This window comes from Kocuria flava (assembly GCF_001482365.1).
Lineage (GTDB): Bacteria > Actinomycetota > Actinomycetes > Actinomycetales > Micrococcaceae > Kocuria > Kocuria flava.
In genome coordinates, this window is sequence record NZ_CP013254.1 from 109042 (window position 1) to 133039 (window position 23998).

The 23998-nt window shown below is 76.1% G+C and carries 16 protein-coding genes, 1 pseudogene and 1 riboswitch; of the genes and pseudogenes, 10 read left to right on the forward strand and 7 right to left on the reverse strand.

The window, feature by feature from the left end; translation table 11 throughout:
• The first annotated feature begins 77 nt into the window (after positions 1-77).
• The 3 genes and pseudogenes from AS188_RS00490 to AS188_RS00500 form a co-directional block, all read left to right on the forward strand.
• Complete coding sequence (locus tag AS188_RS00490; RefSeq protein ID WP_058859626.1) at positions 78-1493, forward strand: stealth family protein; 1416 nt, start codon at positions 78-80, stop codon at positions 1491-1493.
• 174 nt (positions 1494-1667) lie between these two features.
• Positions 1668-1783, forward strand: a riboswitch (SAM riboswitch).
• Between the two features lie 33 nt (positions 1784-1816).
• The gene (locus AS188_RS00495; RefSeq protein ID WP_058857191.1) at positions 1817-3295 is read left to right on the forward strand and encodes an MFS transporter; all 1479 of its coding nucleotides are present in this window, start codon (positions 1817-1819) and stop codon (positions 3293-3295) included.
• A gap of 31 nt (positions 3296-3326) precedes the next feature.
• Positions 3327-4532: pseudogene (locus tag AS188_RS00500) on the forward strand (LLM class flavin-dependent oxidoreductase); the annotation flags it as partial.
• Here the strand turns inward: AS188_RS00500 and AS188_RS00505 are convergent.
• Positions 4528-5787 carry a pyridoxal-phosphate-dependent aminotransferase family protein gene (locus tag AS188_RS00505; RefSeq protein ID WP_236945017.1) on the reverse strand — a complete coding sequence of 420 codons (1260 nt, stop codon included), beginning with the start codon at positions 5785-5787 and terminating at the stop codon, positions 4528-4530. The pseudogene AS188_RS00500 and the gene AS188_RS00505 sit on opposite strands and share 5 nt — an antisense overlap.
• Positions 5788-5857: 70 nt before the next feature.
• Complete coding sequence (locus AS188_RS00510) at positions 5858-7249, reverse strand: 8-oxoguanine deaminase (RefSeq protein WP_058857193.1); 1392 nt, start codon at positions 7247-7249, stop codon at positions 5858-5860.
• A 350-nt stretch (positions 7250-7599) separates the two neighbouring features.
• On the opposite strand from AS188_RS00510, the gene AS188_RS00515 reads away from it, so the two are divergent.
• Positions 7600-8094, forward strand: a complete 495-nt coding sequence (locus tag AS188_RS00515; protein WP_058857194.1) for a nucleoside deaminase — start codon at positions 7600-7602, stop codon at positions 8092-8094.
• A gap of 10 nt (positions 8095-8104) precedes the next feature.
• On the forward strand, positions 8105-9679 hold the full coding sequence (locus AS188_RS00520; protein ID WP_083529104.1) for a nucleobase:cation symporter-2 family protein: 1575 nt from the start codon (positions 8105-8107) through the stop codon (positions 9677-9679).
• Between the two features lie 24 nt (positions 9680-9703).
• On the opposite strand, the gene xdhC is transcribed toward AS188_RS00520, so the two are convergent.
• The 4 genes from xdhC to AS188_RS00540 form a co-directional block, all read right to left on the reverse strand.
• Positions 9704-10507: a xanthine dehydrogenase accessory protein XdhC gene (gene xdhC, locus AS188_RS00525; RefSeq protein WP_058857195.1), complete on the reverse strand. Its 804-nt coding sequence runs from the start codon at positions 10505-10507 to the stop codon at positions 9704-9706.
• Between the two features lies 1 nt (position 10508).
• Positions 10509-12881, reverse strand: coding sequence for a xanthine dehydrogenase molybdopterin binding subunit (gene xdhB / locus AS188_RS00530; RefSeq protein ID WP_058857196.1), 2373 nt, complete (start codon positions 12879-12881; stop codon positions 10509-10511).
• Positions 12878-14395: a xanthine dehydrogenase small subunit gene (locus AS188_RS00535; RefSeq protein ID WP_058857197.1), complete on the reverse strand. Its 1518-nt coding sequence runs from the start codon at positions 14393-14395 to the stop codon at positions 12878-12880. The genes xdhB and AS188_RS00535 overlap by 4 nt, the downstream gene beginning before the upstream one ends.
• A gap of 320 nt (positions 14396-14715) precedes the next feature.
• A complete protein-coding gene (locus AS188_RS00540) occupies positions 14716-18210 on the reverse strand; it encodes a bifunctional proline dehydrogenase/L-glutamate gamma-semialdehyde dehydrogenase (RefSeq protein WP_058857198.1) in 3495 nt (1164 codons plus the stop codon).
• A gap of 147 nt (positions 18211-18357) precedes the next feature.
• On the opposite strand from AS188_RS00540, the gene AS188_RS00545 reads away from it, so the two are divergent.
• Positions 18358-19281 carry a LysR family transcriptional regulator gene (locus AS188_RS00545; protein WP_058857199.1) on the forward strand — a complete coding sequence of 308 codons (924 nt, stop codon included), beginning with the start codon at positions 18358-18360 and terminating at the stop codon, positions 19279-19281.
• Between the two features lie 13 nt (positions 19282-19294).
• On the opposite strand, the gene idi is transcribed toward AS188_RS00545, so the two are convergent.
• Entirely contained in the window at positions 19295-19852 is a 558-nt protein-coding gene (gene idi / locus AS188_RS00550; protein WP_058857200.1) for an isopentenyl-diphosphate Delta-isomerase, read from the reverse strand.
• A gap of 167 nt (positions 19853-20019) precedes the next feature.
• Between idi and AS188_RS00555 the strand changes: the two genes are divergently transcribed.
• From AS188_RS00555 to AS188_RS00570, 4 genes are all read left to right on the forward strand, one after another.
• The gene (locus tag AS188_RS00555; protein WP_058857201.1) at positions 20020-20907 is read left to right on the forward strand and encodes a pseudouridine synthase; all 888 of its coding nucleotides are present in this window, start codon (positions 20020-20022) and stop codon (positions 20905-20907) included.
• Positions 20904-22103: a DUF418 domain-containing protein gene (locus tag AS188_RS00560; protein WP_058857202.1), complete on the forward strand. Its 1200-nt coding sequence runs from the start codon at positions 20904-20906 to the stop codon at positions 22101-22103. The genes AS188_RS00555 and AS188_RS00560 overlap by 4 nt, the downstream gene beginning before the upstream one ends.
• Before the next feature lie 65 nt (positions 22104-22168).
• Entirely contained in the window at positions 22169-23389 is a 1221-nt protein-coding gene (locus AS188_RS00565; protein WP_058857203.1) for a glycoside hydrolase family 76 protein, read from the forward strand.
• 62 nt (positions 23390-23451) lie between these two features.
• Positions 23452-23994 (forward strand): NUDIX hydrolase family protein, encoded by a 543-nt coding sequence (locus tag AS188_RS00570; RefSeq protein ID WP_058857204.1) that lies wholly within the window; start codon positions 23452-23454, stop codon positions 23992-23994.
• The last annotated feature ends 4 nt before the right edge of the window (positions 23995-23998 follow it).

Sequence of the window (23998 nt, forward strand, 5' to 3'; positions counted from 1 at the left end):
TGGAGCAGCGCGAGGACGTCGTGCGCTACAAGGGCCGCTTCGCCCTGCGGATCACCGACCGGACCCCGTACGAGGTCATGGTCGAGAACCTGCTGTTCCTGCGCGGCGTGCTCGACGCCGCCGGGATCGACCACCTGCTGGTGCGCGGCAACGACGAGCGGCCCGTGGTCGCCGTCGACCTGCGCGAGCGCACCCGCCTGCGGGAGGCGCTGGTCGCCGCGGCGGAGGGCGAGCCGTACTACGTCAAGCCCATGGACACCAAGAAGAAGACCTCCGAGCTGCTCGCCGACGGGGAGCTCTCCCACCGCCGCAACGCCCGGGTCTTCCGCCTCTACCGGCCGCACTACGCCAAGCGCTCCCGCCTCTACTACGGGGCGGCGACCGGCGTGCAGATCGAGCTGTGGGAGTTCGGCCGGGACGAGATCCGCCTGCCCGTGGAGAACTCCCTGACCCGCCGCAGCGTCTCCCGCGCCGAGGCCGTGCGCGGGACCGTGGAGCGCTTCGGGCTGCAGTGGGCCACGATCGAGAACATGTTCGCCGACCACGCGAGCGACATCGACTTCGAGATCGACATGGTCTTCTCGTGGGTCGACGGCTCCGACCCCGAGTACCGGCGGGTGCGGGCCTCCTACATGGAGGACGCGGTCGTGGGCGAGGGCGACGACCACGAGGCCCGCTTCCGGCAGGTCGACGAGCTGAAGTACGCGCTGCGCTCGGTGCACATGTTCGCCCCCTGGGTGCGGACCATCTGGATCGCCACCGACTCGGCGCCCCCGGCCTGGCTGGCCGAGCACCCGCGGGTGCGGATCGTGCGCAGCGAGGAGTTCTTCGAGGACACCTCCGTGCTGCCGATCTACAACTCGCAGGCGGTGGAGGCGCAGCTGCACCGGATCGAGGGGCTCGCCGAGCACTTCCTGTACTCCAACGACGACATGTTCTTCGGCCGCCAGATCGGCCCGTCGCTGTTCTTCTCCCCGGGCGGGGTCACGAAGTTCGTGGAGGCCTCCACCCGCATCGGCCTGGGCGAGGGCCACCCCGAGCGCTCCGGGTTCGAGAACGCGGCCCGGGTCAACCGGAAGCTGCTGTGGGAGCGCTTCGGGCGGATCACCACCCGCCACCTCGAGCACTGCGCCGCGCCGCTGCGCCGCAGCGTGGTCACCGAGCTCGAGCAGGAGTTCCCGGAGGAGTTCCGGCGCACGGCCGCCAGCCGGTTCCGCGCCGCGGGCAACATCTCCGTGACGAACTCGCTCTACCACTACTACGCGCTGCTCGCCGGGCGGGCCGTGACCCAGGACACCGCCCGCACCGCGTACGTGGACACCACGACCGAGGCCGGCCTGCAGCGGATGGAACGGCTGCTGGCCAAGCGCGGGCTCGACATGTTCTGCCTCAACGACGGCAGCTTCCCCGAGGTCCCCGCCGCCGAGCGCGCCGAGCGGATGCGCGAGTTCCTGGAGCGCTACTTCCCCGTGCCCGCGCCCTGGGAGAAGTAGCCCGGCTCCCCGCCGCGGCAGGGCGCCGGTGCCCCGCGGGGGCAGGAGCGGGCCTCCCGGCCGGGGACCGGTGCGGGCTCCGGACGCAAGTGTGACGTCATGACGGGCCGGGCCGTGACACGTCGTCGCACGGCTGGGCGCGGGGCGGGCCCGGCCCCTAGCGTCGTCCCCGAGAATCATGAGCTCCGGTGCGAAGCCCTGGCTGGCCGGACGGCAACCCTCGACGCTGTAGCGGGGTGCCCCAGGTGAGGATTCGGCCCGTGTCACCACCGCGCGGGTAAGTACGGCGTCTCGTGCGAGCCGCCCGCCCCCAGGGAGATCCCATGACCGTGCCGCGCCCCGTCGCGCCGTCCCCGCCCGCGCCCCACGGCTCCACCTCGGTGGGCCGGTCGCTGCTGCGCAAGAAGCGGGTGCTGTCCTCCGCCTTCGTCGGCACCACCATCGAGTGGTACGACTTCTACCTCTACGGCACCGCCGCCGCGCTGGTGTTCAACAAGCAGTTCTTCCCCTCCGACTCGGAGCTGGGCTCGCTGCTGGCCTCGTTCGCGACCTTCGCCATCGCGTTCTTCGTCCGGCCCCTCGGCGGGATCGTCGCCGGCCACCTGGGCGACCGGATCGGGCGCAAGGCGCTGCTAGTGGCCTCGCTGCTGACCATGGGCGTGGCCTCGACCCTGATCGGCGCCCTGCCCACGTTCGCGACCGCCGGCTGGTTCGCCGTGGCCGCCCTCGTGACCCTGCGCCTGCTGCAGGGGCTCTCCGCCGGCGCCGAGTGGGGCGGGTCCGCCCTGCTGTCGGTCGAGCACGCCCCCGCGTCCCGCCGGGGCCTGTTCGGCAGCTTCACCCAGATCGGCTCGGCCGCCGGGATGCTGCTGGCCACCGGCGCCTTCGCCCTGGTGCAGCTGCTGCTGACGGACGAGCAGTTCCAGGCCTTCGGCTGGCGGCTGCCCTTCCTCGCCAGCGCCCTGCTCGTGGCGATCGGGCTGCTCATCCGCCTCGGGGTGGACGACGCCGAGGAGTTCCGCGAGCTGCGCGCCCGCGACGAGGTGGCCACCTCGCCCGTGCGCCAGGTGCTGCGCGAGGGCCGCCGCGGGGTGCTCGTGACCATCGGGCTGCGCACCGTCCAGCCCGCCCTGTACTCCGTGCTCACCGTCTACACCCTCACCTACCTCGCCGACCGGCGCGGGGACTCCTCCGCGGGGCTGATCGCGATCCTCGTCGCCTCGGCCGTGGGCCTGGCCTCGGGACCGTTCTGGGGCTGGCTCTCGGACCGGTGGGGCCGGCGCCGGCTCGCGGTGGTCTCCGCCGCGGCGACCGCCGTGCTGATCTGGCCCTACTTCCTGTTCCTGGACCTCGGCCCGCTCGTGCTGCTGCCCCTGGTGTACCTGGTGGTCATGAACTGGCTGCACGACTCGATCTACGGCCCGCAGGCGGCGTGGTTCGCCGAGCAGTTCCCGGTGCACCTGCGCTACAGCGGGGTCTCCCTGGGCTACCAGGTCGGCACGATCGTCTCCGGCGGGATGACCCCGTTCATCGCCGCGGCCCTGCTGGCCCTCGGCGGCGGCAGCCCGTGGCTGATCTGCGCCTACGTGGGCGTGCTCGCCGCGCTGAGCGTCGTCGCGGCCCTGGCCGCGGCCGACCCGGTGACGGACCCGGCGTCCGCGCCGGGGCCCGAGCCGGTGTCCGCGACGGGGTCGGGCCCCGCCCCCGACGCCCCCGCGGCCGGGACCCCCGCCGGCCGCACCGCCCCCGGGGCCGCCGGCGGTCCCGGACGACCCGAGGAGGCCGCCGATGCCCTCGTCTGAGCCCCGCCCCCTGCTCCTGAACGCCTTCGAGATGGCCGTGCCCGTGCACCAGTCCCCCGGGCTGTGGCGCCACCCCGAGGACCGCTCCCGGGACTACACCTCCCTCGCGCACTGGACCCGGCTCGCGCGCACGCTCGAGGACGGCGGGTTCCACGGGATCTTCTTCGCCGACGTCCTGGGCCAGTACGACGTCCACGGCGGCAGCGGGGACGCCGCGGCCCGCGGCGGGGTGCAGTTCCCGATGCTCGACCCCCTCCTGCTCGTGCCGGCCCTCGCGGCCGTCACCGAGCGGATCGGCTTCGGCGTGACCGCCTCGGTCAGCTACGAGCACCCGTACGCCCTCGCCCGGCGGCTGAGCACCCTGGACCACCTCACCGGCGGGCGGGTGGCGTGGAACATCGTCACCTCCTACCAGGACTCCGCCGCCCGCAACCTCGGCCAGGACCGCCAGGTGCCCCACGACGAGCGCTACGACCGGGCCGAGGAGTACCTCGACGTGGTCTACCGGCTGTGGGAGTCCTCCTTCGACGACGACGCCGTGGTCGCCGACCCCGCCGCCGGCGTCTACGTGGACCCCTCCCGGGTGCGGGGCATCGGCCACGAGGGCGAGCGCTTCAGCGTCCCGGGCCCCGCCCTCGTGGAGCCCTCGCCGCAGCGCACCCCGCTGCTCTTCCAGGCGGGGGCCTCGACCCGGGGCCGGGCCTTCGCCGCCAAGCACGCCGAGGCCGTGTTCTTCAGCGGCCCCACCGCCGAGCAGACGGCCGGGTGGGTGCGGGCCGTGCGGGCGGAGGCCGCCGGCCGGGGCCGGGACCCGCGGCGGGTGAAGGTCTTCTCCAACGTCAACGTCGTCGTCGCGGACACCGACGCCGAGGCCCTGTCCCGGCTCGAGGACTACCGCCGCCACGTGGACGTCGAGGCGGCCCTGGCGCTGTTCGCCGGCTGGACGGGGGTGGACCTCTCCGGGGCCGACCCGGACGCGCCGCTGGAGTACGTGACCACGGACGGCAACCGGTCGGCCCTGGCCTCGTTCACCACGCTGGACCCGGACCGGGTGTGGACCCCGCGGCTGCTGGCCGAGTTCGTGAGCATCGGCGGGCGCGGGCCCGTGCTGGCCGGCTCCCCCGCCACGGTCGCCGACGGGCTGGAGCGGTGGGCGCGGGTGGCCGACGTCGACGGCTTCAACGTCAACGCCGCCGTGCGGCCGGGCGACTTCGAGCGCTTCGCCCGCCTGGTCAGCCCGGAGCTGCGCCGCCGCGGCCTGCTGGAGGAGCCCGCCCCGGGGGCCACGCTGCGCGAGACGGTGCTGGGCGAGGGGCCGCGGCTGGCCCCCGACCACTACGGCGCCGGGTTCCGCCCGGTGCCCGCGGCGCGCTAGCGCACCCGCAACGGGCCCGGCCGAGCGCGTCCAGCACGAACGCCGCCGACTCCTCGGTGGCGTTGGGGCCCATGAGCCCGATCCGCCACACGCTCGAGGCGTGCTCCTTGACCCCGGCGCCGATCTCGAGGGAGAAGTGCTCGAGCAGGTGGGCGCGCACGCGCGCGGAGTCCACGCCCTCGGGCACCTTCACCGTGGTCAGCTGCGGCAGCCGGGCGCCCTCGGCGGCGAAGAGCTCCAGGCCCATCTCCTGAAGCCCGGCCTGGAGGGTCTCGCCCGCGCGCCGGTGGCGGTCCCGGACCGCCTCGAGGCCCTCGTCGAGGATCCGCTCGAGGGCGGCGTCGAGGGAGGCGATCATCGCGGTCGGGGCGGTGTGGTGGTAGGTCCGGGCCCGGCCCTGGGCCTCCCCCACGTAGCCGCCGAGCATCCCCAGGTCCAGGTACCAGGAGCGGGGGTGCGGCACGCGCCGGTCGAAGGCCTCGTCCGAGATCGTGAACGGCGCCAGGCCGGGGGCCACGCCCAGGCACTTCTGGGTGCCGGCGTAGCCGATGTCCACGCCCCAGTCGTCGGCGCGCAGCTCGCTGCCGCCGATCGAGGTGACGGCGTCCACGAGCAGCAGCGCGTCCCCCTTGAGCTCGCCCAGGGCGGCGATGTCCGAGCGGACGCCGGTGGAGGTCTCGGCGTGGACGGCGGCGATGACCTTGGGGGCGGGGTGGGCCTCGGCGACCCGCTGCGGGTCCACCGGCTGCCCGTAGGGGAAGTCCACGCGCACGACCTCGGCGCCGCAGCGGGCCGCGACGTCGCACATGCGCTCGCCGAAGAGGCCGTTGACGGCCACGACGACGACGTCGCCCTCCGCCACGGTGTTGACGAAGGCGGCCTCCATCCCGGCCGAGCCGGTGGCGCTCAGCGGCAGCGTCCGCCGGTTGGCGGTGCCCCAGACCTGGCGCAGGCCCTCGCAGGCGCGGTCCATGATCTCCAGGAACGCCGGGTCGAGGTGGCCCAGCAGGGGCCGGGCCAGGGCCTCGGTGGCCTCGGGGTAGGGGTTGGACGGGCCGGGGCCGAACAGGCGGCGCTCGAGCACGCCGGTGGTCCGCTCCGCACGGGTCAGGGTCACGCTGGTCTCCTCGGGTCGGTGGATCGGTCGTCCCGCCAGCCTAGCCGGGGCGGGAGGCGGGGAGCCGGTCTCAGCCCACGAGCCGGCGGGCGGCCGCGGTGTGGGCGGCGATCAGCTCCTCGAGGTCCAGGCCCTCGATCCGCCCGTCCGTCACGAGCCACCGCCCGCCGACCATGACCCGGTCGGCCCGGTCGGCCCCGCACAGCAGCAGCGCCGAGAGGGGGTCGTGGGCGCCGGAGAAGCGCAGCCCGTCGAGGCGGAACATCGCGAGGTCGGCCTGCGCGCCCGGGCGAAGGACCCCGAGGTCCTCCCGGCCCAGCAGCCGGGCGGACCCGCGCGTCGCCCACCCCAGGGCCTGCCGCACCCCGACCTGGGCGCCGTAGCGCAGCCGCTGCACGTAGAGCGCCTGGCGGGCCTCGAGGAGGAGGTTGGAGGCGTCGTTGGAGGCGGAGCCGTCCACGCCCAGGCCCACGGGCGCGCCGGCGTCCTCGAGCTCGAGCGCCCGGCACGTCCCGGAGGCCAGGCGCATGTTGGAGCTGGGGCAGTGGGCCACGCCGACGCCGGCGGCGCCGAGCCGGGCCACCTCGTCGTCGTCGAAGTGGATGCCGTGGGCCAGCCACGTACGGTCCGTGAGCCAGCCGGTGGACTCGAGGTAGTCGACGGTGCGCAGCCCGAAGCGCTCCCGGCAGAACTGCTCCTCGTCGACGGTCTCGGCGAGGTGGGTGTGCAGGCGCACGTCCAGCTCCTGCGCGAGCACGGCCGTGTCCCGCATGATCTCGCGGGTCACGGAGAACGGCGAGCACGGGGCGAGAGCGATCTGGATCCGCGCCCCGGGGCCGCGCTCGTGGTGGGCGGCCACGAGCCGGGCGCTGTCGGCGAGGATCGTCCCCGCCTCCTGCACGGTCTCCTGCGGGGGCAGCCCGCCGTCGCGGCGCCCGAGGCTCATCGAGCCGCGGGTGAGCACGGCGCGCATCCCCAGGGCGCGGGCCGCCTCGACCTGCACGTCCACCGAGTGCTCCATGCCGTCGGGGAACAGGTAGTGGTGGTCGGCGGCGGTGGTGCACCCCGACAGCAGCAGCTCGGCCATCGCGGCGGTCGTGGCCAGGCGCAGGTCCTCGGGGGTGAGCCGGGCCCACACGGGGTAGAGCCGGGTCAGCCAGGGGAACAGGGGGACGTCCACCACCGGGGCCCAGGCGCGGGTGAGGGTCTGGAAGAAGTGGTGGTGGGTGTTGATCAGCCCGGGCAGCAGCACGTGCTCGCGCGCGTCGAGGACGGTGCACGGGCCGGCGGCGGGCGTGCCGCCGGCGGGCACGAGCTCCACGACCGTGCCGGCGGCCGGGTCGACGACGACGCCGCCCGCGGCGGCGGCGTCCCGGTCGGCGGTGTCGTCGCCGGTGAGCACGGCGAGGGGCTCGCGCAGCCACAGCAGGGCGCGGCGGGCGGGGGCGGGGTCGGTCGGCACGGGGTCTCCTCGGGTCGCGGGCGTCGTGCGCCGGCGCCGCCCGCCCCGGGCCTCGCCGCGGGCGGCGCGCAGCGCCGCCAGCTCAGTGAGGTCCTGTCTGCTGATCCAGGAGACCGCTCACGCGGTCGCCAGGACCGTAGCACGCGCCCCGGGCGGCGTCCACGCCCCAGATCTCCGGGCGCGGCGGTCGTTGTGAGCCGGATCACGGCACGGTAGCCTCGATCTCGCCAACGGCGGGTCCGCGACGGACTATCTACCAGGCAACCGCACCAGCCACCACGCAGCGGCCGCCACCGGCGCACGACCCCGGGTCCCCGGACGCGGCGCTGCCCCCACCCCGGGAGCTGCCCATGAGCACCGACCAGATCTCCGTCCCGCCCGGAACCACCGAGCACCTGCGCGAGGCCGTCGCCCTCGCCGTCGACAACGCCGTGGCCGACGGCGGGCCGTTCGGGGCCGTCGTCGTGACCGCCGACGGGCGCCGCTTCACGGGCGTCAACCGCGTCACCGCCGACAACGACCCGACCGCCCACGCGGAGGTCCAGGCGATCCGCGCCGCCTGCCGTGCGCTCGGCACCTTCGACCTCTCGGGCGCGGCCCTCTACTCGAGCTGCGAGCCGTGCCCCATGTGCCTGGCCGCCTCCCTGTGGGCGCGTCTGGAGACGGTGTACTTCGCGGCCGACCGCCACGACGCGGCCGCCGGCGGCTTCGACGACGCCGCGTTCTACGACTACTTCGCCACGCCGGTGGAGGAGCGCTCCCTGCCCGTGCGCGCCGTGGACCTCGAGGAGCGCACCGCGCCGTTCGAGGCGTGGAGCGCGAACACCACCCGGACCGACTACTGAGGACCCCGTCGTGCGCGACTCGACGAGACGACCCGCCGCGGCGCCTGCCCGTCCCGAGGACGAGCGGCTGGGCCTCGGCCGGTCCCTGGCCTACGGCCTGCAGCACGTGCTCACCATGTACGGCGGGATCATCGCCGTCCCCCTGATCGTCGGCGGGGCCGCCGGCCTCGACGCCACGGACACCGGCCTGCTGATCGCCTCCTGCCTGTTCATCGGCGGGCTCGCCACGATGCTGCAGAGCTGGGGGCTGCCGCTCTTCGGCTCCCAGCTGCCGCTCGTGCAGGGCGTGTCCTTCGCCGGTGTGGCGACCATGCTCGCGATCCTCCAGGACGGCGGGGACCTGCGGGAGGTCTTCGGCGCCGTCCTGGTCGCCTCGCTGATCGGCCTGGTCCTCGCCCCGTTCTTCTCCCGGGTGGTCCGGTTCTTCCCGCCGGTGGTCACCGGGGTGGTCATCACGACCATCGGGCTCACGCTCATCCCGGTGGCCGCGAACTGGGCGATGGGCGGCAACGCGCAGGCGGAGGACCACGGCAGCCTCGGCAACATCGGGCTGGCCGCCCTGACCCTGGCCCTGGTGCTGCTGCTGTCGAAGGTCGGCAGCGCCGCCCTGTCGCGGCTGTCGATCCTGCTGGCGATCGTGGGAGGCACCCTCGTCGCCGTGCTGCTGGGCGCGGCCGACTTCTCGGCCGTGGGCGAGGGCCCCGTCCTCGCCGTGCCCGAGCCGTTCGCGTTCGGCCTGCCGACCTTCGGGATCGCGGCGATCGTCTCCATGACCATCGTGGTGCTCGTGACCATGACGGAGACGACGGCGGACATCCTGGCCGTCGGCGAGATCGCGGGGACCCGCGTGGACTCCCGGCGCATCGCGGACGGACTGCGCGCGGACATGCTCTCCTCGGCCGTGGCACCGGTGTTCAACTCCTTCACCCAGACGGCCTTCGCCCAGAACGTGGGGCTCGTGGCGATCACCGGGATCAAGAGCCGGTTCGTGGTCACCGCCGGCGGGGCGATCATGCTGGTGCTCGGGCTGCTGCCCGTGCTGGGGCGGGTCGTCGCGGCCGTGCCCACGCCCGTGCTGGGCGGGGCGGGGGTGGTGCTCTTCGGGACCGTGGCCGCCTCCGGGATCCGCACCCTCGCCCGCGTGGACTACCGCTCGGGGATGAACCTCGTCGTCGTCGCCGTGTCCCTGGCCTTCGGGCTGATCCCGGTGGTCGCCCCCACGTTCTACGACGCGTTCCCCTCGTGGTTCGGGATCATCTTCCACTCGGGCATCAGCTCCGCGGCGGTGATGGCCGTGCTGCTCAACCTCGTGTTCAACGAGCTGCGCGCCGGCAACCGGGCCGGTGCCTCGGTGCTCGCCGCGACGCCGCCGCGGATGGTGCGCTCCGCGCAGCTGAGCGCGCTGCAGGACGGCGACCACTTCCAGGACGGGGAGCTCTTCGACGCGGAGGGCCGGCCGGTGCCGGCGGTCACCGACGACGAATACGAGCACGTGCGGGCGCGGATCGAGGCCGGCGAGATCACCGACACCACCCAGATCCCGCGCATCCTGCGCCGGGACGGGCAGGACCGCCCGGGCGGGTGAGCGGCGGGCCCCGCGCCGGCCGGCTCAGCCGGTGCGGGGCCCGAGCCGGCCCAGCAGCTCGGCGGCGACGCCGATCGCGATGACGGCCGGGGCCTTGCCGGGCACCCCGGGCAGGCCGATGGGGCACCGGATCGCGTCGACCGCGGCCTCGTCGTGGCCCTCCGCCCGCAGCCGGACGCGGAAGCGGGCCCACTTCGCGGACGAGCCGATCAACCCGACCGAGGCGAGGTCCCCGCGGCGCAGCGCGGCGTCGCACAGCAGGAAGTCCTCGGCGTGGTCGTGGGTCATGATCAGCACGTGGGCCCCGGCCGGCAGCTCCCGCAGGGCGGTCTCCGGGGCGGGGCCGCCGTGGCGGAGCACCTGGGCGGGGCCGTCGAGGACGCCGTCGAGGCGCTCCGGGGCCAGCTGCCCCTCGCGGCTGTCGACCAGGTGCAGGCGCACGGGCAGCCGGGAGAGCACCCGGGCCAGCTCCCGGCCCACGTGGCCGACCCCGAAGACGGCGACCGCCGGGCGGGCGGGGACCGGCTCCAGCAGGACGTCCACCACCCCGCCGCAGCACTGCCGGCCGTGCTCGACGGGCGCGTGCTCGTTGAGGGCGAACTGCAGGGTCTGCGGGGCGGTGGCCCCCGCCGCGAGCAGCGCCCGCGCCCGGTCGACCACGGTCGCCTCGAGATTGCCCCCGCCGATGCTGTCCCACTCGCCCGCGGCGCCGACGACCATCTTCGCCCCGGCCTCGCGCGGGGCGTGGCCGCGCACGGCGAGCACCGTGGCCAGCACCGCGGGAGCCCCCTCCGCGCGCAGGCGCTGGAGGGCCTCGAGCCAGTCCACCTCAGACGGTCGCGACGCGCGCCGGGGCGGGCGTGCCCGCCTCCGCGCCGGCGCGGGCCGCCTGCACGGCCCAGAACACGGCCTCCGGGGTGGCGGGGCTGGCCAGGTCCACGGACCGGCCCGCGGGCCCGAAGGAGGCGACCGCCTCGCGCAGGGCCTCGCGGACGCTGAAGGCGAGCATCAGCGGCGGCTCCCCCACGGCCTTGGAGCCGTAGACGACCCCGCTCTCGGTGGCCCGCTCGAAGAGGTGGACGTGGAACTCCTCAGGCATCTCCGAGAAACTGGGCAGCTTGTAGGTGCTCGCCGCCTGGGTGGTCAGCCGGCCCCGGGCGGGCCCGTCCGACTCGTCCCAGCGCAGGTCCTCGAGGGTCAGCCAGCCCAGGCCCTGCACGAAGCCGCCCTCGATCTGCCCGACGTCGATCAGCGGGGAGAGGCTGTCACCGACGTCGTGGACGATGTCGGTGCGCAGCACCCGGTAGGCGCCCGTGAACCCGTCGACCTCCACCTCGGAGACGGAGGCCCCGTAGGAGAAGTACTTGAAGGGCTCGCCCTGCATCCGGGAGCTGTCCCAGTGCAGCCCCTCGGTGCGGTAGTAGCCGGCGGCCCACAGGGACACGCGCTGGAAGTAGGCGTCCCGCACGAGGTCGGCGAAGGGGATCCCGGCGTCGTGGAAACCGATGCCGGTGACCGTGCCGCCGGCGAAGCGGACGTCGTCGGGGTGGATGTTCAGCTTCCGCGCCGCGACCTCGGCGAGCCGGTCGCGGATCTGCTCGCAGGCGTTCTTCACGGCCCCGCCGTTGAGGTCGGCCCCGGAGCTGGCGGCCGTGGCGGAGGTGTTGGGGACCTTGTCGGTGCGGGTGGGGGCCAGGCGCACGACCTCCAGGGGCACCCCGAGGGCCGTGGCGGCGACCTGGCGCATCTTGGTGTGCAGGCCCTGGCCCATCTCCGTGCCGCCGTGGTTGATCAGCACCGAGCCGTCCTTGTAGACGTGCACGAGCGCGCCCGCCTGGTTGAACGCGGTGAAGTTGAAGGAGATGCCGAACTTCACCGGGGTCACCGCGAGCGCCCGGCGGGTGTCCGGGTGGGCCGCGTTGAACGCGTCGATCCCGGCGCGGCGCCGGTCCACGTCCGCGCGGTCGAGCACCTGCTGCCAGACCGCCCGCAGCCGCTCGGCGTGGCGCACCGGCTGGCCGTAGGGCGTGGTCTGGCCGGGGGCGTAGAAGTTGCGCTGCCGCAGCTCCGCGGGGTCCAGTCCGAGCAGGGGGGCGCAGCGGCCGAGGACGTCCTCGATGATCAGCATCCCCTGGGGTCCGCCGAAGCCGCGGAAGGCGGTCTGGGAGGTCTTGTGGGTGCGGGCGATCCGGCCGTGGACCTCGACGTTGGGGATCCAGTAGGCGTTGTCGATGTGGCACAGCGTCCGGGCGAGCACGGGCTCGGACAGGTCCAGGCTCCAGCCGCCGTCGCTGGTGACGGTGGCGCGCAGGGCCTGCAGCCGCCCGCCGTCGTCGAAGGCCGCCTCCCACCGGGCGTGGTAGGGGTGGCGCTTGCCGGAGAGGGTGATGTCCTGGGTGCGGGTGAGCCGCACCCGCACGGGGCGCCCGGTGAGCACGGCGCCCAGGGCGGCGACCGCCGCCCAGCCGTGGGGCTGCATCTCCTTGCCGCCGAAGCCCCCGCCCATGCGCAGGCACTGGACGGTGACCTCGTGGCTGTGCAGGCCCAGCACGTGGGCGACGATCTCCTGGGTCTCGGTGGGGTGCTGGGTGCTGCACTGGACGAAGACCTGCCCGCCCTCGTCCACGGTGGCCAGGGAGGCGTGGGTCTCGAGGTAGAAGTGCTCCTGGCCGCCGAAGGAGAACTCCCCCTCGAAGCGGTGGGCTGCCGCGGCCAGGGCGGCCTCCGCGTCCCCGCGGCGGACGGTGGGCGCCATCCCCTGGAAGCTGCCGGCCTCGACGGCCTCCGCGAGGGTGACCAGGGCGGGCAGGGGCTCGTAGGCGACCTCGACGGCCTCCGCGCCCAGGCGCGCCGCCTCGAGGCTCTCGCCGAGCACCCAGCACACCGCGTGGCCGTGGAACATGACCTCGCGGGGGAACAGGGGCTCGTCGTGCTTGGTGCCGGCGTCGTTGACCCCCGGCACGTCCTCGGCGGTGAGCACGCGCACCACGCCGGGCACGCGCAGGGCCGGGGCGGGGTCCAGGGCGGTGACCAGGGCGTGGGCGTGGGGGGCCTGCACCGGCCAGGCGTGGAGCACGTCCTGGCTGCGCACCAGGAGGTCGTCGGTGTAGAGCGCGGTGCCGGTCACGTGCAGGGCGGCGTGCTCGTGGGCGACGGGGACGCCGACGGCGGGGTCGACGGGGCGGTCGGCGAGGGACTTCATCGGGAGACCTCCGGGACGGGGGCGGGCTGCGTCTGCGCCCAGAACTTGAGCAGGGCCTGCTCGAGCATGGCCGAGCGGTAGCGGGCGGAGGCCCGCATGTCGTCGATCGGGGTGCCCTCGCCGGCCATCGTGGCCGCCGCGGCGGCGACCGTCTCCCGCGTCCACGGGCGGCCGGCGAGGGCCTGCTCGGTGCGCGAGGCCCGGATCGGGGTGGCGGCCACCCCGCCCAGGCCGATCCTGGCGGAGGCGACCGTCCCGCCGTCGAGCTGCACGGCGACGGCCACGGCGACGCTGGAGATGTCGTCGAAGCGGCGCTTGGCGATCTTGTGGAAGGCGACCTGCTCGGCCAGCGGGCGCGGGATGCGCACGGCGCGGATGATCTCGTCGGGGCGGCGGACGCTCTGCCGGTAGCCCGTGTAGTACTCGTCGAGCGGGACCTCCCGCTCGCCCTCCGCCGAGGCGAGGACCACGGAGGCGCCCAGGGCCAGCAGCACCGGGGCCGAGTCCCCGATGGGCGAGCCCGTGCCGAGGTTGCCGCCGAGGGTCGCGGCGTTGCGGATCAGGCGGGAGGCGAACTGCGGGAAGAGCCGGTCCAGCAGCGGCACCCGTCCGGCGAGGCCGCGCTCGACCTCGGACAGGCTCAGCGCCGCCCCGATCTCGATCCGCTCCTCCCCCACCTCGAGCGCGCGCAGCGGCTCGAGCCGGGCCACGGCGAGCACCAGGGGCGGGCGGGCGTGGCGGATGTTGACCTCCACGCCGAGGTCGGTGGCGCCGGCCACGAGCCGGGCCCGCGGCTCCCGGGCCAGGTGGCCGAAGAGCTCCTCGAGGTCGGCGGGCCGGACGAAGGCGGCGCCCTCCGCCGCGGCCCGGGTGGGGCGCGGGGCCGGCGCGGGCTCCTCCTGGCGCCGCAGCAGCTCGTCCCCGGCCTCCGGGGCGCCGAGGGCGTAGGCGGCGTCGCGGATGGGCCGGTACCCGGTGCAGCGGCACAGGTTGCCGCTGAGGGCGTGCAGGTCGAAGCCGTTGGGACCGCACTCGTGGTCGGCGGCGTGCTCCTCGCCCGCGGCGGCGGTGCCCGGCCGCGGCGGTCCGGCCGGGTCCGGCCCGGCGGCGGCGCGGTCGGGGCGGTAGTACTCGGCGGCCATCGCGCACACGAAGCCGGGGGTGCAGTAGCCGCACTGGGACCCGCCACGGGCGGCCATCTCCTGCTGGACGGGGTGGAGGCGGCCGGGGCCGCGGGGGCCGGGGGCGCTGCCCAGGCCCTCGGCGGTGACGATCTCCTGGCCGTCGAAGGCGGCGGCGGGCGGCAGGCACGCGTTGACCGCGGTCCAGCGGCTGCGCCCGGGCCCGTCCGGCCGGGCGACCAGCACGGCGCACGCGCCGCACTCGCCCTCGGCGCAGCCCTCCTTGGCCCCGGTCAGCCCGCCCTCCCGCAGCCAGTCGAGCAGCCGGGTGTGCGGACCGCTGCCCGCGCAGCTGCGCTCCTGGCCGTTGACCGTCACGCGGATCTCGTCCATGCCTCGTTGCTCCTCGACGTGCGCCGCCCGCGGGGCGGAGCCCGGGACTGCCGGGTGCGTGCCGGGGTGCGCCGGTCGGACCGGGCACGTGACGTACACCACAGGGTTGCTGGTGGACGCGACTATACCGAGCGGGAGGCCTCAGCGCACCGGGACACGGAACAGATCTTCCACGATGCGGATCATGGCGGGGGTGCGCGGACGGACCGTCACGGCGGTCCCCGTCCGCGGCCGGACCGTCCACGGCCCCGGCCGCGGGCACGGGTGCGGGCACGGGTGCGCCCCGGCCCCCGCGGGGACCGGGGCGCGCGGCCGCCGGCTCAGATCAGCCCGTCGGTGAGGTGGTCGGGGGTGCCGAACCGGTGGGCGGTGATGCTCACGGCCTGCTCGCGCAGGAAGGGCAGCAACTCCACGCGGGGGGCCGCCGTGACGGGGTCGGCGTACACGGCCACGTCCGGGCGCCCGCCCGTGGCGGCGATCAGGTCCGCACGGTCCCCGCCGACCAGGCGCACCCGCCCGGCGCCGGCCGCGGCGGCGCTCGCCGACCACGCGTGCTCGTCCTCGACCCGCAGGTCCGCGCCGTGGGCCGCGAGGACGGCGGCCACCGGCGCGGGCAGCTCCTCCGCCGTGGAGACCGTCAGCGGGGAGCCGGCGCGCAGCCCGGCGCCGAGCACGCGCAGCAGCTCGCCCACCGGTACGTCCCCGCCGTGGCGCACGGTCACGGGCACCGGCAGGTAGCGGAAGACGTTGCGCTCGGCGTAGAGCTGCGAGACGTCGCGGGCCGCGCCGAACTCCTCCGCCCAGGCGGCGGCGTCCAGGCGCAGGGCCTGCTCGAGGCGCTCGGCCTCCGCGGCGTGGAGGAGCCGCCGGGCGGCCGCGAGCAGCTCGGCGGCGGGACCGTCCCCGAGGTCGCCGCCCGTCCCGCGCGGGGCGGCGGGCACCCACCCGCCGAGGCCGGTGAGGTAGTTGGGCCCGCCGGCCTTGGTGCCGGGGCCGACGGCGGACTTCTTCCACCCGCCGAAGGGCTGGCGTCGGACGATCGCCCCGGTGATGCCGCGGTTGACGTAGACGTTGCCGGCCTCGACGTGCTCGAGCCAGTAGCCGATCTCGGCGGGGTCCAGGGAGTGCAGGCCGGCGGTCAGCCCGTACTCGACCTCGTTCTGGATCGCGACGGCCTCTTCGAGGGTCTCGGCCGTCATCACGCCCAGGACGGGGCCGAAGTACTCGACCTGGTGGAACTCCGAGCCGCGGCGCACCCCGGTGCGGACGCCGGGGGTCCACAGCCGGCCCTCGTCGTCGAGCCGGCGCGGCTCGACCAGCCAGGACTGGCCCTCCTCGAGGGTGGTCAGCGCCCGGAGCAGCTTGCCGGAGGCGGGCTCGGTGAGCGGGCCCATCTGCGCGGCGGGGTTCGTGGCACGGTCCACGGTCAGGGAGGTGACCGCGTCGAGCAGCTGGTCGCGGAACCGGCGCGAGCGCGCCACCGAGCCGACGAGGACCACCAGCGAGGCGGCCGAGCACTTCTGGCCGGCGTGGCCGAAGGCGGAGTGGGCCACGTCCTTGGCCGCCAGGTCGAGGTCCGCGCTGGGGGTGACGACCAGGGCGTTCTTCCCGGAGGTCTCCGCCAGCAGGGGCAGGTCGGGGCGGAAGGAGCGGAACAGCTCGGCGGTCTCGTAGGCGCCCGTGAGGACGACCCGCTCCACCGCCGGGTGGGCGATCAGCTGCCGGCCGAGGGCCCGCTCCTCGAGGTCGACCAGGGACAGCACGGCGCGGTCGATCCCGGCGGCGTCGAGGGCCTCCCAGATCGCCTCGGCGACCACGGCCCCGCAGCGGCGGGTGGGGCCGGCGGGCTTGAAGACCACCGGGGAGCCCGCGGCGAGGGCGGACAGGGCGGAGCCGGCGGGGATCGCCACCGGGAAGTTCCACGGCGGGGTCACCACGGTCAGCCGCGACGGGACGAAGCGGGCGCCGTCGACGTCGTCGAGCTCGCGGGCGCGCTCGGCGTAGTAGTGGGCGAAGTCGATCGCCTCGCTGACCTCGGGGTCGGACTGGTCCAGGGTCTTGCCCGCCTCGGCGGCGGCGACCTCGAGCAGCTCGGCCCGGCGGGCGGCGAGGGCGTCGCCGGCCCGGTGGAGCACCGCGGCCCGCTGCGCGCCGGAGAGCCCGGCCCAGCCGCGCCCGGCATCCAGGGCGGCGGTCACGACCTCCTCGAGCTCGTCCTCCGTGCGCAGCCGGGCGGCGGCGACGGTGGCGGCCCCGGCGCGGGAGCCGGGCACCCGGGCGAGGATCTCCCGACCCCAGGCGCGGTTGACGGCCACGGCGGGGTCGGTGTCGGGCGTGCTCGCGAAGTCCTCGGCGGGGACCGGGGGCTCGGGGCGGGTGCGGTCCTGGACCCGGTGGGGGGCCGGCACGGTGTCGTCGAGCGCGGCCAGGGAGGCGAGGAAGCGCTGCCGCTCGCGCTCGAAGGCGTGCTCGTTGCCGGCGAGCTCGAAGACGGCGGACATGAAGTTCTCGGGGCTGGAGCCCTCCTCGAGGCGGCGGACGAGGTAGGCGATGGCGACGTCGAACTCCGCGGCGTGCACCACGGGGGTGTAGAGCAGCAGGGAGCCGACCTCGCGCCGGACGGCCTCGGCCTGGCCGGTGGCCATGCCCAGGAGCATCTCGAACTCCACGGCCCCGCGCACCCCGCGCCGGCCGGCGAGCAGCCAGGCGAAGGCGACGTCGAAGAGGTTGTGCCCGGCCACGCCGATGCGCACGGCGTCCGTGTGCTCCGGGCGCAGGGCGTAGTCGAGGACCCGCTTGTAGTGGGTGTCGGAGTCCTGCTTGGTGGACCAGGTGGCCAGGGGCCAGTCGTGCAGGGAGGCCTCCACGCGCTCCATCGGCAGGTTGGCGCCCTTGACCACGCGCACCTTCACCGGCGCGCCGCCGGCGGCGCGGCGGGCGGCGGCCCACTCCTGGAGGCGGATCATCGCGGCCAGGGAGTCGGGCAGGTAGGCCTGCAGGACGATCCCGGCCTCGAGGTGCTTGAAGCGGGGCTGCTCGAGCAGGCGGGTGAAGACCGCGACCGTCAGGTCGAGGTCCTTGTACTCCTCCATGTCGAGGTTGACGAACTTCGGCTCGGGGGACGCCGCGGCCTGCTCGTAGAGCGGGGCGAGCTTGTCGACCACCTCGGCCACGGCCTCGTCGAAGGCCCACGGGGAGTGCGGGCCGACCACGGAGGAGACCTTCACGGAGACGTAGTCGACGTCCGGGCGGGCCAGCAGCGCGCGGGTGCCCTCCAGCCGGCGGTCGGCCTCGCGGGTGCCGAGCACGGCCTCGCCGAGCAGGTTGAGGTTGAGCCGGACCCCCTCGGTGCGGATCGCCGCGATCGAGCGCCCGAGCCGGCGCGGGTCGGCGTCCACGATCAGGTGCCCGACCATCTCGCGCAGCGCCCGGCGCGCGGCGGGGACGACGAGGCGGGGGGCCGCCGGGGCGAGGGCGCCGCCGGCGCGGACGGCCCCGCGCAGGTACCAGGGCAGGAACGCCGGGACGCGCGGGGCGAGCCGGGCCAGGTTGCGGGCGGCCACGGCGTCGTCCTCGGGGCGGACCACGCCGTCGACGAAGCCGACCGTGAAGTCCAGGCCGTGCGGGTCCTTCAGGACCCCGGCGAGGTGGCGGGCGGCGGCGTCGGCCGGGTACTGCTCGGCCTCGGCCAGCCAGCGGCGCACGAGGGCGACGGCCTCCTCGGCCAGCCCCTCGGGCAGGAACGCGTGGGCGGCGGGATCCGGCGCGGGGCACTCGTGCAGGACGGGGGCGGCCGGGGCGGGGACGGTGGTCATGTGGCTGCTCCGCTCGTGGAGGGGGACGTGTGGTCCATCCCACTATGGGGCCGCAGTGCGTTCGGATACAGTGAATGTTCTCGACGGGTGTTCGTCGGCGGAGCCGATGGATCGTGGGGCCGGGCATCCCGGCGGACGGGAGGGGCCGTGCTCGACGTCCGGCGGCTGCGGCTGCTGCGGGAGCTGGCGCTGCGCGGCACGCTCGCGGAGGTGGCCGAGGCCCTGAGCTTCAGCCCGTCCTCGGTCTCCCAGCAGCTGTCCGTGCTCGAGAAGGAGGCCGGGGTCGAGCTGCTGCGCAAGGTGGGGCGGCGCGTGCAGCTGACCCCGCAGGCGGAGATCCTCGTGGCGCGCACCGCGGAGCTGCTCGACGTCCTCGAGCGGGCGGAGGCCGACCTCGCGGCGTCGCTGAGCACGGTCACCGGCACCGTGCGGGTGGCCGTGTTCCAGTCGGCCGCGCTGGCGCTGCTGCCCGGGGCGCTGAGCGGGATGCGCCTGCGCTACCCCGAGGTGCGGGTCGAGATGGCCCAGACCGAGCCGGAGCGGGCCCTGTACGAGACGTGGATCCGCGAGTTCGACCTCGTGGTGGCCGAGCAGTACCCGGGCCACGCCGCGGCCCACCACCCCGACCTGGACCGGCGGGAGCTGGTCGCGGACGCGATCCGCCTGGCCGTCCCTCCCGAGGGGCCGTGGTCGGGGATCACCGCCCTCGAGCAGGCGCGGGAGCTGCCCTGGGTGATGGAGCCCCGCGGGGCGGCCTCCCGGCACTGGGACGAGCAGCTGTGCCGGCGGGCCGGCTTCGAGCCGGACGTGCGCTACGAGACCGCGGACCTGCAGGCCCAGACCCGGCTGGTGGCCTCGGGGCACGCCGTGGCGCTGATGCCGGACCTGATGTGGACGGCCGCGCCCAGCCCCTGCCGGCTGATCGCCCTGCCCGGCGGCCCGCGGCGCACCGTCTTCACGTCCGTGCGCGGGTCGAGCGCGCGCCGGCCGGCGATCCTGGCGGTGCGCCAGGCCCTCGAGGAGGTCGCGGCGGAGCTGAGCGCCCGGATGGAGCCCGGGGCGCCCGCCTGAGCGCAGCGGCCGGTCAGTCCCGGGCCCGACCCGGGGCGCCGGCCGCCAGGGCCGCGCGCAGCCGCTCGTCGGCGAGCTGCTCGCGCAGCCAGGGGCTGAGCAGGAACGGGGCGGCCTCGACGGCGGCGAGCAGCTCGCCGGGGCGGATCCAGGCGGTCTCCGCGACCTCCTCCGGCAGCGGGTGCGGGGTGCCCGAGGCGCGGGCGAGGTAGACGGGGCAGAACTCGTTCTCCACGATCCCGGAGGCGTCCACGGCCCGGTAGCGGAACTCGGGCAGCACGGGGACGACGTCCGTGACGGCGAAGCCGAGCTCCTGGCCCGCCCGGCGGGCGATGCCCTCCTCGAACGGCTCGCCGGGGCCGGGATGGCCGCAGAAGCTGTTGGTCCACACCCCCGGCCAGGTGCGCTTGGACAGCGCGCGGCGGGTCAGCAGCAGCCGCCCGTCGTCGTCGAGGACGTAGCAGGAGAAGGCCAGGTGCAGCGGGGTGTCCTCGGTGTGCACCTCCGCCTTGGGCGCGGTGCCGACGGGTCGGTGGGCGTCGTCCAGCAGGACGACCTCTTCGCGGGCCATGGCTCTCGTCCTTCTCGGGTTCGGCGGCGCGGGGCCGCGCCCGCCGTCCCCCATTGTGGCAGGCCCCGCGACGGGCGCGGCGGAGTGGACAACCCGGCCGCGGCCGACGACGATCGGGCCATGCCGCGCCGCCGCTCCCCCGCTCCCCCCTGCCCCTGCGCAACGGCGTGGACCCGGTGCGGGTGCGCCTGCCCGAGGCGGACGCCTCCGGCACGGGCACGGTCCGCGGGTGGCTGCTGGCCCGGTTCCCGGCCTCGGCCGCGGAGCTCGCGGACCTGTTCGCCACCGGCGGGATCGTCGACGACGGCGGGCGGCCCCTGCCGCCGGGGGCGCCCTTCGTGCCGGGTGCCGCGGTCTGGTACCACCGGGCCCTGCCGGAGGAGCCCGAGCTGCCCGGGGACCTGCCGGTGCTGCACGAGGACGAGTGGCTGCTCGCGGTGGACAAGCCGCACGGGCTGCCCACGACCCCGCGCGGGGGCTTCGTGGCGCAGAGCGCGCTGGTGAAGCTGCGCCGGGCCCGCGGCGAGGACCGGCTCTCCCCCCTGCACCGGCTGGACCGCGGCACGGCCGGGGTGCTGCTGCTCTCCCGCGACCCCGCCACGCGCGGGCGCTTCCAGACCCTGTTCCAGGACCGGGCGGTGGCCAAGGAGTACGAGGCGCTCGCCCCGCACGACCCGGACCTGGTGCTGCCGCGGGTGGTGGCCTCCCGGATCGTCAAGGACCGCACGTGCCTGCAGGCCCGGGAGGTCCCCGGGCCGGTGAACGCGCGCACGGCGGTCGAGCGCGCCGGGGCGCCCTTCGCGGACGACGACGGGTGCTGGGTGCGCTACCGGCTGCGGCCGGAGACGGGCCGCACCCACCAGATCCGGGTGCACCTGGCCTCCCTGGGCGTCCCCGTCCGCCACGACCCGCTCTACCCGCGGGTCCTGCCCGCGGGCGCCGCGGGGCCGCCGCTGCAGCTGCTGGCCCGCCGGGTCTCGTTCGTCCACCCGGTCACGGGGGTGCCGCTGAGCCTGGCCTCCGGCCGCCGGCTGGCCTGCGGGGACGGCCGGTGAGCGGCACCGGGGCACCGGGCTCCCGGCGGGTGCCGGCCCCCGACGTGGCCCGGGGGCTGATGCTGTGGGTCATCGCCGTCGCCAACGTCACCGTGTGGCTGTGGGACGCCGGGCCCCTGGGCGGGCTGCGCGACCGGCCCCTGGGCACGGGTGCGTCCACGGGAGCGTGGACGGCCGACGACGCCGTGAACCTCGCCCTGTCCGCCCTCGTGGACGGGCGCGGCTTCCCGCTGTTCTCGTTCCTCGTCGGCTACGGGGTCGGCCAGCTCGCCGCCCGGGAGGCGGCACGGGGCGCCGACCCGCCCGCCGTGCGCTCCGTGCTGCTGCGCCGCTACGCGTGGCTCGCGCCGATCGGGGCGGCGCACGCGGTGCTGCTGTTCCCGGGGGACATCGTCACCGCCTACGCCGTGGGCGGGGTGCTCCTGGCCCTGCTCGTCCACGACAGCACGCGCCTGCTGCTGGCCCTGGCCGGGGCGGGCACGGTGCTGACCGCCCTCTACGGCGCCGCCTCCGCGGTCGCGGTCGACGGGCGCACCGCCTTCCCCGGCCTGCACGCCCCGACGGCCGCCGAGCACCTGGCCGCCACGGTCGCCGAGGGGCTCGGGGTCGTGGCCTACGCCCCGCTCCAGCTGCTCGGGCTGCTGCCCATGATGCTGCTCGGCCTCGCGCTCAGCCGCACCCGCGTCCTCGAGCGGCCCGCCCCGCACCGGCGGACGGTCCTGCTCGTCGCCGCGGCCTCGGTCGGGGCCGGGCTGCTCACCGGGACGGGCACGGGGCTGTTCACCACCGGGCGGATCGACCCGGCCCCCGGCCCCCTGGCGCTGCTGACGGCCGCCGACGCCGTGACCGGTGCCGCCCAGGGGATCGCCTACGCCCTGCTGATCGCGGTGGTCTGCGACCGGGTGCTGCACGGGGCCCCGGCCGGCCCGGCGCACCCCGTGCTGTGGGCGCTGCAGGCCCTCGGGCGGCGCTCCCTCAGCGGCTACCTCGCCCAGTCCGTGCTGTTCACCGTGCTCATGCCGCCCTGGGCCCTCGGCCTCGGCGAGGACCTCGGCCCCGTGGACGCGCTGCTGGCCGGCACGTGCGTGTGGCTGCTCACCCTGCTCGCGGCCGTGCTGCTGGAGCACCGGGGCCGGCCCGGGCCCGCCGAGACCCTGCACCGGCGCCTGCACCTGGCCCGGCGCGTAGGCTCGTAGCCGGGATCCGCCCGGGCACCCCGGCCGGGCCCCGACCCCTCCCGTCCCCCTGTCCAGGAGCCGCCATGACCCCCGTCCCCGGTCCCGTCCCCCTCCTCCCGGCCGCCGGCGCCCCCGCCGCCGCCCGCGCGGAGACCGCCGCCCGCTCGGTCCGGCGACTGTTCGGCGGGCGGGCCCTCGGGGTGCCGGGGACCCTGCTGGGCGCCCCCGCGCTGCCGCGCCCGGCCTCCCGGCGGGCGCCGTGGCACTACTGGTGGCAGGCGCACCTGCTCGACGCCCTCGTCGACGCCGGCCGGCGCGCCCTCGCCGCCGGGGACCGCCCGGCCGCCCGGGCGGCGGCCCGCGACGGCCACCGGCTGCTGCGCGGGATCACCCTGCGCAGCGGCGGGCGCGTGGACCGCAACTCCTACTACGACGACATGGCGTGGCTGCTGCTGGCCGTGGGCCGCCTCGCCGGCCTGGACCGGGAGCTCGGGGACCGCCCCGGCCTGGACTGCCTCGACGCCGGGGCGGCGCTGCTGGCCCGGCTCGAGCGCGGCCACACCGGCGACCTCGGCGGCGGGGTGTTCTGGAACGACGCCCACGACTACAAGAACACCGCCTCCTCGGCCCCTGCCGCGCTCGCCTTCGTGCGCACCCACCGCCCGGAGCGGGCCGACGCCGTGCTGACGTGGCTCGACGCCGTGCTGTGGGACCCGGAGCGCCGGGTCTACCTGGACGGGGTGCGGCTGGTCGCGGCGGGCTCCGGCACCGAGGTGACGCGCCTGGACCGCGGCCTGCACAGCTACAACGCGGGTCCCGTGCTGGGCGCGATGCTCGAGCTCGCCGACGCCCCCGGGACGGGCCCCGCGCGGCGGCGGGAGCTGCTCGAGCGGGCGGGCGCCGTCGTCGAGGGCGCGGCCGGCGCGTTCGCCCGCGAGCACGCGGGCGCCCCGGTGCTGGCCACCCACGGCGGCGGCGACGGCGGGCTGTTCACGGGCATCCTGGCCCGCTACCTCGCGGACGCCGCGGGCCACCCGGGACTCGACGGGCGGGCCCGGACCGCGGCGGCCGGGCTCGTGGCCGCGACCGCCGAGGCCCTGTGGGCGGGGCGGCGGGAGTTCGACCCGGCCGTGGACTTCGCCGACCCCGGGGCCGGCGGGTCCGGGGAGACGGTGGCGATCTTCTCCCCCGACCCGTTCCGCCCCGCCGACGAGGCGCAGCGGCCCGGGGTCCCGGTGGAGCTGTCCACCCAGGTCCAGGCCTGGACGGTGCTCGAGGCCGCCGCCCGCTCCGCTGAGCGCTGAACCGGCGGGTCGGCGCCCCCGCGCCCGTGGCCGCGGCGGGGCCCGTGGGATAGAACAGGGTCATGAACTTCCTCCGCACCCCCGACCCGAACCCCGGCTGGCTCAACGAGGACGACCTGCGGGAGGCCCGGCGGCGCCTGCCCATGGTCTACGTGCAGGCCCTGCCGGTGCGGCTCGACCCGCTGGGCTACCTCTCGGAGATCGGCCTGCTCCTGCAGGCGACCCCCGAGGGCGAGATGATGTACACCTTCGTGTCGGGACGGGTGATGTACCGGGAGACGATCCGGGCGGCGCTGCTGCGCCACCTCGAGAAGGACCTGGGGGCGATGGCGTTCCCGCAGCTGCCCGTCTCGACCACCCCCTTCGCCGTCGCGGAGTTCTTCCCCTCCCCCTCGGAGACGGGGCTCACCGACGACCGCCAGCACGCCGTGGCGCTGAGCTACCTGGTGCCGGTGCGCGGGGAGTGCAGCCCCCGCCAGGACGCCCTGCAGCTGTCGTGGCTGACCCCCGAGGAGGCGCTGAGCCCCGAGGTCCAGGCCGAGTTCGCCGGGGGCCGCGGGGACCTGGTGCGCCAGGCCGTCGCCCACGCCGGCTGGGGCCGCTGACGGC

What these genes read in the sequence shown, in the direction of transcription:
- AS188_RS00490 (WP_058859626.1), top strand. Translation starts at nt 78, where the DNA reads ATGGTCGAGAACCTGCTGTTCCTGCGCGGCGTGCTCGACGCCGCCGGG.
- AS188_RS00495 (WP_058857191.1), top strand. Translation starts at nt 1,817, where the DNA reads ATGACCGTGCCGCGCCCCGTCGCGCCGTCCCCGCCCGCGCCCCACGGC.
- AS188_RS00515 (WP_058857194.1), top strand. Translation starts at nt 7,600, where the DNA reads ATGAGCACCGACCAGATCTCCGTCCCGCCCGGAACCACCGAGCACCTG.
- xdhB (WP_058857196.1), bottom strand. Translation starts at nt 12,881, where the DNA reads ATGAAGTCCCTCGCCGACCGCCCCGTCGACCCCGCCGTCGGCGTCCCC.
- AS188_RS00535 (WP_058857197.1), bottom strand. Translation starts at nt 14,395, where the DNA reads ATGGACGAGATCCGCGTGACGGTCAACGGCCAGGAGCGCAGCTGCGCG.
- AS188_RS00540 (WP_058857198.1), bottom strand. Translation starts at nt 18,210, where the DNA reads ATGACCACCGTCCCCGCCCCGGCCGCCCCCGTCCTGCACGAGTGCCCC.
- idi (WP_058857200.1), bottom strand. Translation starts at nt 19,852, where the DNA reads ATGGCCCGCGAAGAGGTCGTCCTGCTGGACGACGCCCACCGACCCGTC.
- AS188_RS00565 (WP_058857203.1), top strand. Translation starts at nt 22,169, where the DNA reads ATGACCCCCGTCCCCGGTCCCGTCCCCCTCCTCCCGGCCGCCGGCGCC.
- AS188_RS00570 (WP_058857204.1), top strand. Translation starts at nt 23,452, where the DNA reads ATGAACTTCCTCCGCACCCCCGACCCGAACCCCGGCTGGCTCAACGAG.